Below are 14,189 nucleotides of genomic sequence, written 5' to 3'. Positions count from 1 at the left end.
GTGCTCCGGCCCGGCACGCACCGGCCCGGAGCGCGAGGGCGCACGAGGGGAGTTCGAGCATCGTGAGCGGACGGCAGAACGGCAGGCCCACCCTGGAAGAGGTCGCGGCCCTGGCCGGAGTCGGCCGGGGCACCGTCTCCCGGGTGATCAACGGCTCGCCGCGGGTGAGCGAGCAGGCCCGGCAAGCCGTAGCCCGCGCCGTGGCCGAGCTGGGGTACGTACCCAATCAGGCGGCCAGGGCGCTGGCCGGCAGCCGGACCGATGCGGTCGCCCTCGTCATTCCGGAGACCGAGGCCAGGCTCTTCTCCGAGCCGTACTTCCTCGACCTGATCCGCGGGGTCAGCGCCGAACTGGCCTCAGCCGACAAGCAGTTGCTGCTCACCCTGGTCCGGACCGAGGCCGAGCGCCGGCGCTTCGAGGACTACCTGGCCGCCCAGCGGGTCGACGGCGTGCTGCTGGCGTCCGTCCACGGCGACGACCCGCTGCCGGACCGTATCGCGCAGCTGGGCCTGCCGGTGGTCATGAACGGGCGGCGCTCCGAGGCCGAACCCGTCGCCTACGTGGACTCCGACAACATCGGCGCGGGACGGGCCGCCGTCGCCCACCTGGTGGGACGAGGCCGGGGCAGGATCGCCACCATCAGCGGACCGCTGGACATGTACGTGGCACGGGCGCGTCTGGGCGGCTACCGCGCGGGGCTCGCCGAGGCCGGGATCCAGCCCGACGAGTCCCTCGTGGCGACCGCCGACTTCACCGAGGAGGGCGGCCGGCTGGCGATGCGCGAGCTCCTGGAGCGGGCCCCCGGCCTGGACGCGGTCTTCGCCGCCTCCGACGTGATGGCGGCCGGCGCGCGCGGGGTGCTGCGCGAGGCCGGACGCCGGATCCCCGAGGACGTGGCCCTGGTCGGGGTCGACGACTCCGCGGTGGCCCGCCTGATGGACCCGCCCCTGACCAGCGTGCGCCAGCCGATCGAGGAGATGGGCCGCACGATGACCCGGCTGCTGCTCCAGAAGATCGCGGAGGGTTCCGGAGCCGGCTCGGCAACGCCGGGGGCGAAAGAGGAGGCGGCGCGCAGGGTCCTCCCGACGGAACTGGTCGTGCGGGATTCTTCCTGAGGCCGGTCACCAGGAGACCGGTTCCCCCTCGCCGCAGCCGTCGGCGAGTGACTGCGGCCCGACGTGGCCGACGTGGCCGACAGGCATCTGGCCGCCCCGGACCCTCAGGGCTCAGCTGCGGGTGAGCAGGTCGGCCACCCTGGCGACCATCTGGCTCTCCCCGGAGCCGCGGGCGGCCGTCGGGTTGTAGGCGAGCACGAAGCGACGTTGCCGGTCACGCGTGGAGAACGCGGCGTTCTTGTAGCCGTACGTCTCGCCGGTCTTCCCCCAGAGGGTCACGCCGTTGACGGTGGCCTGCTGAAGGCCGCTGCTGTAGCGAGCCGGGGAACCGTCCAGCATGCGCACGTGGTCCGGTGGCAGGGTGAACATCGGCTCGAGCAGCTCCGGCCGGAGCAGTTCGCCGGAGAACAGGGCGGAGAGCATCCGGTCGAGGTCGCCCGCGGTGGAGATCATGTCGCCCTCGCCCCGGGCGGACGACTGGTCGTAGGAGGTGATGTCCCGCAGGCCGCCGTCGGCCAACGCCAGGTATCCGTGCACGTGGGGGCCGCGCACCTGCGGATCGTTGCCGGGTACGACGGTGCGGGTCAGGCCCAGAGGGCGCAGGATGCGGGCTTCGACCGCCTCTCCGTACGGGCGTCCGGTCACCTCGTCGATGATCATCGCGGCCAGAACGTAATGGATGCCTCGGTACTCCTGCCGAGTGCCCGGGGCGAACTTCAGCGGCAGGCGCGTCACCGTCGCCACCCACTCCTGCGGCGTCCAATGGTCGAAGCGGTGGCGTAAGACGTCCTCTGCGGTGACCGGTTCGGGGATGCCGACGTGATCCGGCAGCCCGCTGGTGTGGTTCAGCAGATGCGCCACGGTGACGGGCGAGAACCGATCCGGCAGCAACCCCGGCAGGACGTGCTGCACCGGTGCATCCAGGACGACCCGGCCCTCGGCCACGAGCTGCAACACCACCGTGGCGACGAAGACCTTGGTGATGCTGCCGATGCGGAACTTGTCGTGCACCGTCACCGGCCGCCGCGTCGTGACGTCGGCCACGCCCGAGGTGCCGCGCCAGCGGCCGGCCGTGCCGCCGACCAGCAAGTGGGCTGCCGTCGACGGTGGATGCTCCAGATCCTCGATCGCCGCCCGCAGTGCGGCGGTGTCCAGTGGTGGAAGAGGAGCGGGAGACCTGGGAGAGGCGACGGCCCGGCTCATGGGCAGCACCGCGGTGGTGGCCAGCGCGGCCGCTCCCGACAGCGCGGCGCCCACAAAGACCCTTCGTGACATGCGTGGTGGTGTCATGATCCTCACACTGCCAGCCGCCATCCGACCAGGCATCAGGGTGACCCCGGACCCATCCCCGAAGTCACCCTGACCCTCTCCCGCACCTCAGCGACTCCCTGGCGCCCGGCGCGTCCGGGACACGCACCGGACCCGATCCCGCTGAGCGCGCCGCGGCCGGAGCCGTACGGAGACCAGGGGTTTCCGTACGGCTCCGGCCTGTGAGCGGGGCCGGGCGGGGTGGGGTGGAGTGGGTGGAGCGGGACGGTCAGCTCACCGGCGGTGCGTCACAGCGCCGGGTGGGCGTTCTTCATGAGCTCCTGGAACTGGGCCGAGAACCAGCGGCCCGACAGCGGCGCGTCCGGGAGGGACCCCGACATGCTGTTGCCGTTGCGCGCGTTGCCCGTGTACGTCGGGTCGCACATCCGGTCGAAGCCCTTGCCCTCGTCGTTCGCGATCTCCTTGCTCGCCCCGTCGGACTCGCCCGGCGGCTTGATCCACACGTAGGCGTCGATGCCCGCCGCGGGCGCGGCCTGCGGCCGCTCGCCGAGGCCGGCGCCCGACTGGTTGCACCAGTTGCCGAGGTGGATGCGCCGGTCGTAGCGGCCGCCGTTGACGTAGGTGTCGACGCTGGTCTGCGCGCCGGGTCCGGTCGGCCGCGCCGTGCCGCCCCAGCCGTTGCGGGAGGTGTCGATCAGCATGCCGAGGTTCGCGTCGAAGCCCAGGGAGACCAGCTTGGCCCGCATGGCCTGGGCGTAGGAGAGCTCGTCCGTGTACCGGTTCCAGTCGACCCACTTCGACTGGCGCACCGACGTGCCGTTGACGGAGTCCTCGATCTTGAAGTAATCCTCCTTCAGCGCACTGTAGTTGGCCGTGTTCACGATGAAGCCGTGCACCTTGGCGAGCGTGGAGCCCTCGGCGGTCGCCGCCTGCTTGAACATGTCCGCGGAGGCGCCGAAGTTGTCGTCCCAGCCGAGCCAGCCGTGGTGACCCGCGTCCACGTAGTTGTAGACGTTGGCGATCGAGCCCAGCTTGTTCAGGGCGTACCCGACGCCCTTGACGTAGTTGCCGTTGGCCTTCATGACGTCGCAGTTGGCCGTGGCGGTCGGGCGCCCGGTGACGTTGGTGACCAGGTTCGGCAGGGAGTCGATCTCCACGGTGGTCACGATGCGCAGGCCCGCGTACTTGGTGTCGGCGAGGATGGCGGCGATCGGGTCGATGTACTGCGTCTTGTACTTGTCGATCTCGGTCGGGCCCAGCTCGCCGTTGGAGGCGAGCGCCGCGCAGTCCCGTCCGGGCAGGTTGTAGATCACCAGCTGGACCACGAGCTCGCCGCTGCCCTTCTGTGCCAGCGCCGCGTCCAGGTGGGCGCGCAGGCCCATCGAGCCGCCCGTCCCCGCGATGGCGGCGGTGCGGTCCAGCCAGACACCGGTGGGCTGGTTCGAGATCCTGGAGCCGCCCGGCTCCGCGGCGGCCTTGGCGGACCACTCGGGGTTCACGTACACCTTGGCACCGGCGTACGGGTTGTCGGCCTTGCCGCCCGACGGCGGCGGGGTGGTCGGCGGGGTCGTGGGGGGAGTGGTGGGCGGGGTCGTCGGAGGAGTGGTCGGCGGCTGGGTCGGGTCGGTCGCGCCGTTGCAGGTGACGCCGTTGAGCTTGAACGTCGCCGGTACGGCGTTGGTGCCGGTGTGCGAACCGTTGAAGCCGAAGGAGGTCGAACCGCCCGTGGCTAGGCTCCCGTTGTACGAGAGGCTCTTGGCGCTCACGGCCGCCCCGGACTGGGTGATCGTGGCGTTCCAGCCCTGGGTGACCTGCTGGCCGTTCGCGTAGGACCACTCGACGGTCCAGGAGGCGACCGGGTCACCGGTGTTGGTCAGGATGACGTTGGCGCCGAAGCCGGTGTTCCACTGGTTCGTGATCTGGTACTCGACCTTGCAGCCCGCGGTGGCGGCGCCGGCGGAGGTGCCGAACACGGTGGCCGTGGCGCCGGCGGCGGTGACCAGGCCGAGGGCCGCCACCAGGGCGGTGCGCCGGGTCGTACGGGACGTGGTGCGGGGGGTCGTGCCGAGTGCTGTGCGGCTCATGGTGAGGGGATGCCTTTCAGTTCAGGGCGCGCAGGTGGTCGCGCAGCCCGGTGCCGAATGCGGTGGGGGTGCCGTCGTACGAGGTGATCAGGGCCGGACCGGAGCTGCAGTCCCAGGTGTTCCAGGTCCAGCCGAGATACGAGAGGGAGCGGTCGTCGAACCACTTCATGACGCGGTCGACGAACGCGTGCGTGCAGGTGTTCTCGCCGATCTCGCCCGCCACGAGGGGGACCCGGTCGGCGACCGGCGCGAGGGCCGAGTCCCAACAGGCTTCGCTGGAACAGGTGTTGAAGTTGTAGACGTGCCAGGCCGCGGCCAGATTGCCCGTCGGGTCGGTGGGGGAGTGGGTGAGCCACTGGCTCAGGTCGTTGGAGTAGGCGATGCCGGGGACGAGCACGAGATTGCGGGCGCCGGTCGCGCGGACGGCGTCCACCAGGTCCTGCATGCCGGCGACCTCGTAGCCGATGCCCGGACACGTGCCGCCGTCGCGCCAGCACGCCCATGCCTGGGCGGCGGTGGATGCGGCCCGGTCCGGATAGGGCTCGTTGAACAGGTCGAAGACGACCCGCCGGTCGTTCTTGAAGGTGTTCGCCACCGAGGTCCAGAACGCCGGGCCGTACTGGGCGTCCGGCATCGGCTTCTGGCAGGAGGCGTGGACGTCGGCGCACCCCGAGGAGTTGCCGGTGTACTGGCCGTACGTCCAGTGCAGTTCGACGACCGGGGTCATGCCGTGCGCGAGGACCCGGTCGACCAGCGCCTTGACGGCGCTCGCGTAGTTCGCGCCGCGGTACTCGGGCTTGATGGTGTCGAGCCCGAGCCAGCACTCCTCGTTGAGCGGAATGCGGACGGTGTTGGCCTTCCAGTCGGCGATGGCGCGCACCGAGGCGTCGTCGACGGGACCGTCGAAGATGCCGTGGCCCTGGACGCACATGAACTCGCCCCCGGAGCGGTTGACTCCGAGGAGGCGCCGGGTGGCACCGTTCCGGTCGGTGAGCCGGTTTCCGGTGACGCTCAGTTCGGGCGCGCCGGAGGCCGGGTCGGTGGGTGTGGGCGTAGGAGTTGGAGTTGGCGTTGGAGTGGCGCTGGGATCGGGTCCGGGCCCGGACCCGGTGCTGCAGGCGGCCCCGTTGAGCGTGAACGCGGCGGGCGGCGTGTTGGCGCCCGCCCACGAGGCGATGAAGCCGGTCGTCACGCTCGCGCCCGTGCCGAGTGCTGCGTTCCAGCTCTCGTTCGCGGCGGTGACGGCCGCCCCGCTCTGGGACCACTTGGCGCCCCAGCCCTGACCGAGGACCTGACCGGCCGGGAAGCCGAAGCCGAGGCTCCAGCCGTTCAGCGCGGGGCTGTTGTTGGTGACGGTGACCGAACCCTGAAATCCGCCGGCCCATTGGCCGACGACCGAATACGTCACTGTGCACGGGGGTGCGGCCGCGGCTCCTGAGGCCGTACCCGTGACGGCGAGCGCGCAGCTCACCATCGCTAACGCTGCCGTTGTGAGCAGCGCGGATGTACGTGGGGGGTGTCGCATGAGCGAGTCCTTGCAGCGAGGGCGCGCTTTCGACGGCGCGCCGACTGACGGATTCGCTCCCACTGGTTGGGGCCAGACCGTAGCGGCAACTGACGTCAAGCAACAGAGGAGTTGAGCAAATTGCCGTGGGACGGTCTTCGACTCTTCACGGACCTTGACGGCGTTGAGTCCCGTCTGCACAGTGGGAGCGCTCCCACTGGTTCACAGCTTGTGCTCATCAATCCGCGCGCTCACCCCTCCACCGAGAAGCGAGAGGAGAACCGTCCCCCTGCAGATCCGGCGCCACCCGGGCCGGCCGATCCCGCTCAGTCCGTGCGGGGAACTCGGACGGCCGACGAGTTCCTCGACGAATGCCTCCACGTGGGGCGGGCCGACGCCGGTCCGGGTGGCGACAAACCACGTGCGGGTCAGCGGCTTCGCCCCCATGCGGACCGGGCCAGACCGTGCGAGGCCGCACAGGGCGAAGCCGCCCAATCGGACAGGACGGCCAGGCCTTTGCCGCCCGCCACCATCTCGATCACCAGGTCCGTACCATCGAAGTCGCGGGCCGTCACGTGCGCGCGGGACGCCCACGGGTGCCCGGCGGGCACGACCGCCACCATCTCGTCCTCGAACAGCCGGGTCAGGGACACCCGGTCCATCTGTACGTCCGGCTTGGTCACCAGGGCCACGTCGACCAGGTCGGCGAGCAGGGCCGGGATCGGCGCGTCGTCGGCGACGGTCTCGATCCGGACCTCGATGTGGTGCTGCACTGTGCGGCGAACCGCACGCGCCGGTCCCGCCCGTCGCGGAGCTCGCGCAGGGCGCGCGGCCGATTCAAGTTTGCCAAGGACGTGGCGGGCGGCGACCAAGAGCCGGCGGCCGGCGGCTGGCGGCATTCGGGACCAGGCGGCGGCCCTTCCGGACGAAGAGCTGCATGCCGAGCCGCGCCTCCAGCCGGGTGAGCTGCCGGCTCAGCGCTGGCTGGCTGAGTAGAGGCGCTCGGCGGCGGTGACATCGCCTGGGCCTTCCGGGCGGCCGGCGAGGCCCTCGTCCGTACGGCGGTGGAGCGCTGAGGGCGGATCGACGTCCTGATCAACAACGCAGGCACCTTCGCACCGAAGCCCTTTACCGAGATGACGGAGGACGAGCCCGACCGCTGTCTGACGGACAACCTCGAGGGCACCTACCTCACCACCCAGGCCTTCGTACGGGCTCTGCGCGCCCAGGGGGGAGGGCGGAAGCATCGTGAACATCGGCACCGTGCTGGTGGACCACGCACTGGCGGGCTTCCCGGCCACCGCACCCGTGGTCGGCAAGGCCGGTGTGCACGCGCTGACGACGGGCCTCGCCGTCGAGCTCGCCGTCGACGGGATCAGCGTCAACCTGGCCCCGCCCGGAGTCATCCGCACCCCCCTCCACGAGGCCTCGGACGTGGACTTCTACGGCAGCCTCACCCTGCAGGGCCGGGTCGGAGAGGTCGCCGAGATCTCCGACGCCGTGTTCTACCTCGCAGGCGCCGGGTTCGTGACAGGCCACGCCCTGCGGGTGGACGGCGGCCATGTCACCGGCCGTCGCATCTGACACCCGGCCGCACGCCCGGGCGTGCGCACCCGTCCGTGGCCATCGCCCCCCTAGAGGAGAGGAATCCCGTGCCGTACGTCAACGTCAAGATCACCCGTGAAGGCGCCACCGCGTCGCAGAAGGCCGAGATCATCGCAGGAGTCACCGACCTGCTGGTCAAGGTCCTCGACAAGGACCCGGCCACCACGTTCGTCCTCATGGAGCAAGTCGCCCTGGAGGACTGGGGCGTGGGCGGTGTCCCGACGGACGAGTACCGCAACCGCGCCCGCAACCGCGCCCGCGCCCGCAACCGCGCCCGCGGCCGAGCCGGCGACCGGGCCCGGCGGTCGGCCATGTGGCGGTCGGTCGGAGTCCGTAGGGCGGACGGTGCGGGTCGAGCCTGTGAGGCCGGTCAGTTGGGTCAGGCCGGACGCAGGTCCGCCGCGCACAGGTCCGGGCCGATGAAGGGCAGTAGCCGCACCGTGGTCCCGCTGGACTCCAGCAGCCCCTCCAGGACGCCTTGATGGACGGCGCACACCACCTCGGGCCGGGTCCGGGCGAGCTCCCGGTACGGGCATGCCCGCAGCAGTACCCGACGGGTGCCGGGGTCGGGCTCCGGTGCGTCGGCGGGTGCGAAGCCCATCCGGGCGGCCGCGGCGAACACCCGCTCCGCAGCGGGTCCGCTCCCGCCCAGCCGGCGGCCCCACCCGAGACCGGCTTCGCGGGAAGCGCCGGGTCCGCCGCCGCCGACGGCCTCGGCCAGGGCCTGGGCGAGCTCCCGGAAGGCGGTGTCCGCCGGTTCCTCCCGGGGGTCGGGCCCGGTGGCCGCGTACCGCATCCGGGGACGGCCCCGGCCCGGACCGGCCGAGGCGGTGGCCGTGACCAGGCCCGCTTCGGCGAGGGCGGTCAGATGGTGGCGCACGGTGGCGATCGAAAGCCCCGTGGCGGCGGCCATGTCCCCCACGCCCAGCAGGCCGTCCGCCTCCCGCAGCAGGGCCATCAGACGCCGACGTGACGGTACGGCCAGGGCGTGGTGGATGCGCTGGTCCTCCGCATCGCGGGGCATCTCGGTCATGGCGCAAATATAATCGACGTGGATTGATTCAAAGGGGAGCGAGCTCCGTCCTGACACCCGACGCCCGGCACGCGACACCGGCCCCCGCACAGGAGCCCCTCCTGAGACCCGTCCTGCCTCCGCCCCTCCGCACCCATGCGCGCTCTTCTCCCGCAGGGCCTGTACGCCCCTGCGCCCGCCAGGGCCGTTTCCGCGGACTGTTATCGTCCGCTCATGCCCGAGCTGATCACGCCCACGCCCCGCCTGTACGCCTCCTGGCTCTCCGCGCAGGAGGAGTGGGGGCCCGACGCCCACATGGACGGTGCCGGGCTCGGTTCCGACGATGACGTGGACAGCGCGGAGGGCTTCGCCGCCTGGACGGAGCGGCTGCGGGGCTACGGGGACCGGGCGCTGCCGCTCGAACCGGGACGGGTGCACGCCACCTACTGGTGGATCGCCGAGGGGGACGCGTACCTGGGCGCCATCGACCTGCGGCACTACCTGAACGGATTCCTCCTCGACGCCGGAGGCCACATCGGGTACAGCGTGCGCCCCTCGGCCCGCCGCCGCGGGCTGGCCACCTGGGCCCTGGGTGAGGTCAAGCACGAGGCCCGGCTGCTCGGGATCGACCGGGTGCTGCTCACTTGCGACCCCGGGAACGAGGGCTCGATCCGCACGATCGAGGGCAACGGCGGCGTGCTGGAGGACGTCCGCGAGACCCTGATCGGCCGCAAGCGGCGCTACTGGATCGATCTCTAGGCCGCTGGGACGCCGGACCTCCGGGCCGCTGAGCTGCCCGCCCGCCCGCCCAACCGACCGCCCGCCTGTCGCCCGCCCCGCCCCGCCGCTACCGCGACGCCGGATGGTGCGGGAACGCTGGAGCCGCGGGTGCCGGGCCGAGGGTGGTCGTGCCCGGAGCCGCGCGGTGGCCCAGGCCCGTGCGGTACGCGTCGAGCGCCGCCTCCGTGCGGCCGGCCCGGCGCAGCAGGTCACCCAGGAGCCGGCACAGGTCCGCGAGGTCGCCCGTCGCCCCGCTGCGCTCCAGCAGCGCCAGGGCCTGCACGTAGTGCTCCTCGGCGGACTCGTACGCGCCCCGCTCCTCCGCCATGAGGCCGAGCAGCCGGTGCGCCCCGCCCGCGTGGACCGCCCCGTGGCTGTCGCCGAGGGCCAGCAGCGCCGAGAGCAGCCCGGCGGCCTCCTCGTACCGGCCGAGCCGGCGCAGTACGTCCGCCAGCTCGACCTCCACCTGTGCGGTGTACAGGGCCGCCCGCCCGGCCGAGAGCATGTCCCGGGCCGTGCGCAGCTCGCGCTCCGCGGAGTCCAGGTCCCCGTTCTGGGCCTGTACGTAGCCGCGCATCCAGTGGCAGTGCGCCAGATCGGTCCGCAGCTGTAGCTGTCCGTAGATCGCCTGGGCCTTGGCCAGGGAGGCGTCGGCATCGGCGACGCGCCCCTCCGTCAGGAACGTACGGGCGACCTGCCGGTGCATGCCCGCCACCAGGGCCGGGTCGGTGACCCGGGGGGCCAGCGCCAGGGCCGTCTCGGCGGCGTGGGCGGCCCGGGCGTGGGCGCCCATGTCGATGTACGGCCCGATGACCGCGGCGTAGAGCAGGACCAGCGCCTCCGGGTCGGCCAGTCCGCTCGTCCCCAGCTCGTCGATGGTGGATTCGAGCAGGTAGCAGGCGTAGCGCAGCTCCCCGGCGAGCAGGTGCGCCACGGCGCGGCCGCGGATCGGGCGGGCCCGGCGGGGGAGCGGCTCATCGGCCAGGAGCCGTTCGGCCGCCTCGAAATGGGCGATGGCTGCGGTGAGTTCGCCTGTCTCCAGGGCGCAGTCCCCCAGTCCGAGGAGCGCTCCGATCCGTTCGCCGGTGAGCCCGAGTTGCTCCGCCTCGGCGAGCAGTCGCCCGTAGTGGACCGCGGCCTCTCCCGCCGCGCCGGAGGCCAGGAGCTGCTGGGCATCGGTGAGGGCCAGGCGCAGCTCGGTGGCGAGTCCGGCGGGGCGTCCGGTGGCCAGTTCCTCGTAGGAGGTGCCGAGCCGCCCGGCCAGGAAGCGCAGCGCGGCCTCGGAGGGGCGCACCTTGCCCGACTCCAGTGTGGAGACGTACGCCGCGGTGTAGGAGGGCTCCGCCAACTTGCGCTGTGTCAGCCCGAGTTCGGTGCGCATGCGCTGAACCCTGCGGCCGATCTCGGCCGGTTCGTCCATGGAATCCCCCTGGGTGCTCGAACTCCCCAGTATTCAGGGGGAGCAGGGCATTGCGCACCCGTCGTGCGCCCCCTAATTTAAGCAACCGATTCACTCCACTTACACATCCGCTTACACATCTGCTCAACTCCCTTCAGTGCAGGAGGACTTCATGCACCACGTCAGACGCCCGGCCGCCGTCCGGGTGGTCCTGCGGGCAGCCCTCGCGGCGGCCTGCGCGACCGCCGCGCTGCTGGCCGCGGGACCCGTCCGCGCGGTCGGCGCCCCGGTCGCGCCCCGGCTGGTGGTGGAGATTCCGGGACCGGAGCAGGGTGGTGACGCCGGATCGGGCCACGCCCGGGTCCCCGCCCGGTCCGCGGGGCCGGCCGGAACGGGCGGTACGGGCGCCCGGCTGTCCGAAGCGGAGCGGGCGGCGGACGGCGAGGTGGCCAAGTTCGTCGACAACGGCCCCACCGCCGACCGGCTCGACGTGGTCGTCATCGGCGACGGTTACACGGCGGCCGAACTGGCGAAGTTCCACGCCGACGCCGAGGCGAAATGGGCCGAGGTCACGGCCGTGGAGCCGTACGCCACGTACCGGAACCTCTTCAACGTCTGGACGGTCGACGCCGTCTCCCGGGAGTCGGGCGTCTCCGGAGACCCCGACCGGGCCACCGTCCGCGACACGGCGCTCGGCGCGTACTTCTGGTGCGAGGAGATCGAGCGGCTCCTGTGCATAGACCAGCCCAAGGTGGACTCCTACGTGGCCAAGGCGCCCGAGGCCGACCTCGTCATCGTGCTGGCCAACAGCGCCAAGTACGGCGGGGCCGGCTACAACGAGCCCAGCGCCACCCTCGGTTACGAGGGCATCTCCACCGCTTCCGCGGACAATGCCAGGTCCGGGCAGGTCGCCATCCACGAGACGGGCCACTCGCTCGGCAAACTCGCCGACGAGTACTTCTACCCCGGTGTCCCGGACTACGAGAAGTACACCGGGCCCGAGCCCGCCGAGTCCAACATCTCCACGCTGTCCGCCGACCCCATGACGGCCCGGCGCGCCAAGTGGTACCGCTGGCTGGGCGAGCCCTCCCCGGACGGCGGCACCGTCGGCGCCTACGAGGGCGGCGGCTACTTCGTCACCGGCCTCCAGCGGCCCACCGACAACTCACTGATGCGGGTCCTGGGCAAACCCTTCAACCTGCCCGGTGTGGAGGCGATGATCGCCGGTTTCCACCAGCACGCGAACACCGTCACCCCGCTCACCCCGACGGACCGCACCCTGCGCACCCGGCACACCGCGAAGGTGGCCGTACCCCGGCTCACCGGCAGCGACGGCCGCCAGCTCGTGGTCCGCTGGTACCTCGACGGCCGGGAGCTCCGGCGACTGGCCGGCCGGACCGAGGTGACGGTGGCGGAGCTACGGCTCTCCGGCCTGCGCCACCACACCCTGTCGGTCACCGCCGAGGACCGGACCCCGTCCGTCCGCGACCCCGAGATCGCCCGGACGCTGCGCACCACCGTCGACTGGACCGTCCGCCGGTAGACGGGGGGTGGGCGGGGGCGGTCGGCGGCGGGACCATCGGGCCGGTCCGGGGTTCCAGTGGCTACAGCCGGGGACTCGGGCCCGACGGCGGATACCCCCCGCTGCCCGGGAACCACGCTTGGTCCGTGCCGAGTTCGGTGAGGGCATCGGTGATCCGCTGCCGGGGACTGCCCGTGGGGCAGTACTCCTGGAAGCGCGCCCAGAGGCTCCAGCCCTGGGATCCGTCGAGTTTCCTCATGGTCCGCTGCATCAGGTAGGAGTCCAGCTCGTGCATGGCCAGCAGACCGGTGTACCCGTAGACGCCGGTGAACTGTTCGGCCCACCAGAGTGCCGTGCCGTCGTCCCAGGTGCGGAAGAACTCATGGTGGATGTGCACCGCCTCGCCGAGCGCGTCCCACGCCTCGGAGAAGGCCGCATCGGCCGGTCCGATCGCGTCGGCGGCGACGTCGAACGGCGCGGAGAGGGCCTGTTGCCGCTCCGGAAACGCGGCGTCGGGCAGGAGGCGCAGCGCGCGGTCGGCCTTGTCGGCGATCCGCCGGATGTCCACCGCGGCGCGGGCGGCGTCGCGGGCCGCGAGCGCCGGGCCGGTCCACGCCAGGAGGAGTGCGGGGCGGTCGGCGGCTGTGATCCGGGCTTCGAAGGCGTCCGCCTTGGCGATCCGGGCCAGTAGCGGGCCGCACAGGGCCGTCAGCGCGGTGATCTTGCTGGTCCGGAGTTCCTCCAGCTGGACCGAGCGGGCGACGAACTCGGCGATCTCCGCGTCCACGGCCCCGGCCAGCGCGGTCAGGTCCTGTCCCACTGTGGTGGCGGCGACGAGACCGGCGAGCGCGTCCAGGAGGGCAGCCGTCGGACGGGTGAGGTCCTCGCCCGTGAGGCGCGGTTCCCTGCTCCGCAGGATCTCCAGCACCTGGCCGGTCGCCTCGGCGCGACGCGGCGCCGAGGCCTCCGGGAAGCGGTGGGTGCGCTTGTCCGCGAACCCCCGCAGCACGTCGGCCCACCAGGACCGCCGGGGTCCCTGCGGAACGGCTGCCAGGGCATGGTCGAGACCGGGCTGCGCGGTCCACCGCTCGCGCAGTGCCCGGCCGGTCCCGTCGGTCCACTGCTTCACCGCACGTTCGGCGGCCTGCCGCAGTTGGGCGTCGGTGGCTGGCAGCGGAACCGGCACGTTGTCTCCCCCAAGCCCGCATGGTCGGCGCGGACGCCCCCTCCCGTGGAGTGTGGCAGCCCGGTGGCTCCGGAGGAACGAGAGCAGGGAAAGTCCGCTCCCCGGGTGTGCGTGGGTTGCGGCCGGCGCCGTCGAGCCAGGAGATCGGGTCCGTGGTGCCATTGCCCGCCCAAGATCACTCGTACCGTCCCGGCCCGGCCTGCCGGGCCGTGTGGCGGACACGGATAATGGCACGGCACACCGAGCGGAGAGTGGAAGAAGCGATGACGCTGCAAGAAGGCCGGCGAGTGAGGCTGGCGGGGGACGTCCGGCTGACCGACTGGGTCGCGACGACGGAGGGCCCCGCGGATCCGGCGGGCGCGGTCGCCGGTTCGCTGTCCCTGGCGGCGGGCACCGTGGGCACCGTGGTGCGGGTGGTCGAGCACGACCGGCAGACCGAGGAGTCCCGCGAGTACGAGCGGCTCAAGTCGCTCCTCGACGCCTACGGGGCGGGCATGCCGGCGGAGAGCAAGAAGCAGCTGGAGGAGAAGGTCGCCGGCCTGGAGCCCGCGTGGACCGCCTACCGTGCGGAGCCGCTGCGGGTGACCGTCCGGGTGCGCTTCGACAACGGATTCATCCTCGACGACGCCCGCGAAGACCTCTTCGACTCCGCCACCGACGCCGACAACGACACCGACGCCGACACCGGCTCGGATTCCGGCCCAGCCTGACGG

At 72.2% G+C, this 14,189-nt stretch carries 14 protein-coding genes and 1 pseudogene; 7 read left to right on the top strand and 8 right to left on the bottom strand.

Going from position 1 to position 14,189, the window contains the following annotated elements; genetic code table 11:
* Positions 1-62: 62 nt before the first annotated feature.
* Positions 63-1,115 (top strand): LacI family DNA-binding transcriptional regulator, encoded by a 1,053-nt coding sequence (locus ACIA8F_RS29120; RefSeq protein ID WP_399383168.1) that lies wholly within the window; start codon positions 63-65, stop codon positions 1,113-1,115.
* A 111-nt stretch (positions 1,116-1,226) separates the two neighbouring features.
* Here ACIA8F_RS29120 and ACIA8F_RS29115 read toward each other — a convergent pair whose 3' ends face one another.
* The 5 genes from ACIA8F_RS29115 to ACIA8F_RS29095 form a co-directional block, all read right to left on the bottom strand.
* Complete coding sequence (locus ACIA8F_RS29115) at positions 1,227-2,405, bottom strand: serine hydrolase domain-containing protein (protein WP_399383166.1); 1,179 nt, start codon at positions 2,403-2,405, stop codon at positions 1,227-1,229.
* Positions 2,406-2,671: 266 nt separating this feature from the next.
* The gene (locus tag ACIA8F_RS29110) at positions 2,672-4,468 is read right to left on the bottom strand and encodes a glycoside hydrolase family 6 protein (RefSeq protein ID WP_399383164.1); all 1,797 of its coding nucleotides are present in this window, start codon (positions 4,466-4,468) and stop codon (positions 2,672-2,674) included.
* A 16-nt stretch (positions 4,469-4,484) separates the two neighbouring features.
* On the bottom strand, positions 4,485-5,993 hold the full coding sequence (locus tag ACIA8F_RS29105) for a cellulase family glycosylhydrolase (protein WP_399383162.1): 1,509 nt from the start codon (positions 5,991-5,993) through the stop codon (positions 4,485-4,487).
* 407 nt (positions 5,994-6,400) lie between these two features.
* Positions 6,401-6,745, bottom strand: coding sequence for a LysR substrate-binding domain-containing protein (locus tag ACIA8F_RS29100; protein ID WP_399383160.1), 345 nt, complete (start codon positions 6,743-6,745; stop codon positions 6,401-6,403).
* A gap of 64 nt (positions 6,746-6,809) precedes the next feature.
* Positions 6,810-6,929 (bottom strand): LysR family transcriptional regulator, encoded by a 120-nt coding sequence (locus ACIA8F_RS29095; RefSeq protein ID WP_399383268.1) that lies wholly within the window; start codon positions 6,927-6,929, stop codon positions 6,810-6,812.
* 125 nt (positions 6,930-7,054) lie between these two features.
* On the opposite strand from ACIA8F_RS29095, the pseudogene ACIA8F_RS29090 reads away from it, so the two are divergent.
* The 3 genes and pseudogenes from ACIA8F_RS29090 to ACIA8F_RS29080 form a co-directional block, all read left to right on the top strand.
* Positions 7,055-7,201 (top strand): annotated as a pseudogene (locus tag ACIA8F_RS29090) (SDR family NAD(P)-dependent oxidoreductase); the annotation flags it as partial.
* 16 nt (positions 7,202-7,217) lie between these two features.
* A complete protein-coding gene (locus ACIA8F_RS29085; RefSeq protein WP_399383267.1) occupies positions 7,218-7,556 on the top strand; it encodes an SDR family oxidoreductase in 339 nt (112 codons plus the stop codon).
* A 68-nt stretch (positions 7,557-7,624) separates the two neighbouring features.
* Entirely contained in the window at positions 7,625-8,059 is a 435-nt protein-coding gene (locus ACIA8F_RS29080; protein WP_399383158.1) for a 4-oxalocrotonate tautomerase family protein, read from the top strand.
* Here ACIA8F_RS29080 and ACIA8F_RS29075 read toward each other — a convergent pair.
* Positions 7,957-8,610, bottom strand: coding sequence for a helix-turn-helix transcriptional regulator (locus ACIA8F_RS29075; RefSeq protein ID WP_399383156.1), 654 nt, complete (start codon positions 8,608-8,610; stop codon positions 7,957-7,959). The genes ACIA8F_RS29080 and ACIA8F_RS29075 overlap by 103 nt on opposite strands.
* A gap of 213 nt (positions 8,611-8,823) precedes the next feature.
* Here ACIA8F_RS29075 and ACIA8F_RS29070 point away from each other — a divergent pair, with 213 nt between their 5' ends.
* A complete protein-coding gene (locus ACIA8F_RS29070) occupies positions 8,824-9,348 on the top strand; it encodes a GNAT family N-acetyltransferase (RefSeq protein ID WP_399383154.1) in 525 nt (174 codons plus the stop codon).
* A gap of 88 nt (positions 9,349-9,436) precedes the next feature.
* Here ACIA8F_RS29070 and ACIA8F_RS29065 read toward each other — a convergent pair whose 3' ends face one another.
* Positions 9,437-10,789: a tetratricopeptide repeat protein gene (locus ACIA8F_RS29065; protein ID WP_399383152.1), complete on the bottom strand. Its 1,353-nt coding sequence runs from the start codon at positions 10,787-10,789 to the stop codon at positions 9,437-9,439.
* A gap of 151 nt (positions 10,790-10,940) precedes the next feature.
* Between ACIA8F_RS29065 and ACIA8F_RS29060 the strand changes: the two genes are divergently transcribed.
* A complete protein-coding gene (locus ACIA8F_RS29060) occupies positions 10,941-12,311 on the top strand; it encodes a M64 family metallopeptidase (RefSeq protein WP_399383150.1) in 1,371 nt (456 codons plus the stop codon).
* A 61-nt stretch (positions 12,312-12,372) separates the two neighbouring features.
* Here the strand turns inward: ACIA8F_RS29060 and ACIA8F_RS29055 are convergent, their stop codons facing one another.
* Positions 12,373-13,476: a hypothetical protein gene (locus ACIA8F_RS29055; RefSeq protein WP_399383148.1), complete on the bottom strand. Its 1,104-nt coding sequence runs from the start codon at positions 13,474-13,476 to the stop codon at positions 12,373-12,375.
* Positions 13,477-13,739: 263 nt separating this feature from the next.
* Here ACIA8F_RS29055 and ACIA8F_RS29050 point away from each other — a divergent pair, with 263 nt between their 5' ends.
* Complete coding sequence (locus tag ACIA8F_RS29050) at positions 13,740-14,186, top strand: hypothetical protein (RefSeq protein ID WP_399383146.1); 447 nt, start codon at positions 13,740-13,742, stop codon at positions 14,184-14,186.
* Positions 14,187-14,189: the final 3 nt, after the last annotated feature.

The sequence above is a fragment of the Streptomyces sp. NPDC051563 genome (assembly GCF_044454225.1).
Classification (GTDB): domain Bacteria; phylum Actinomycetota; class Actinomycetes; order Streptomycetales; family Streptomycetaceae; genus Streptomyces.
This window is presented reverse-complemented; position numbering and strand designations above follow the sequence as displayed.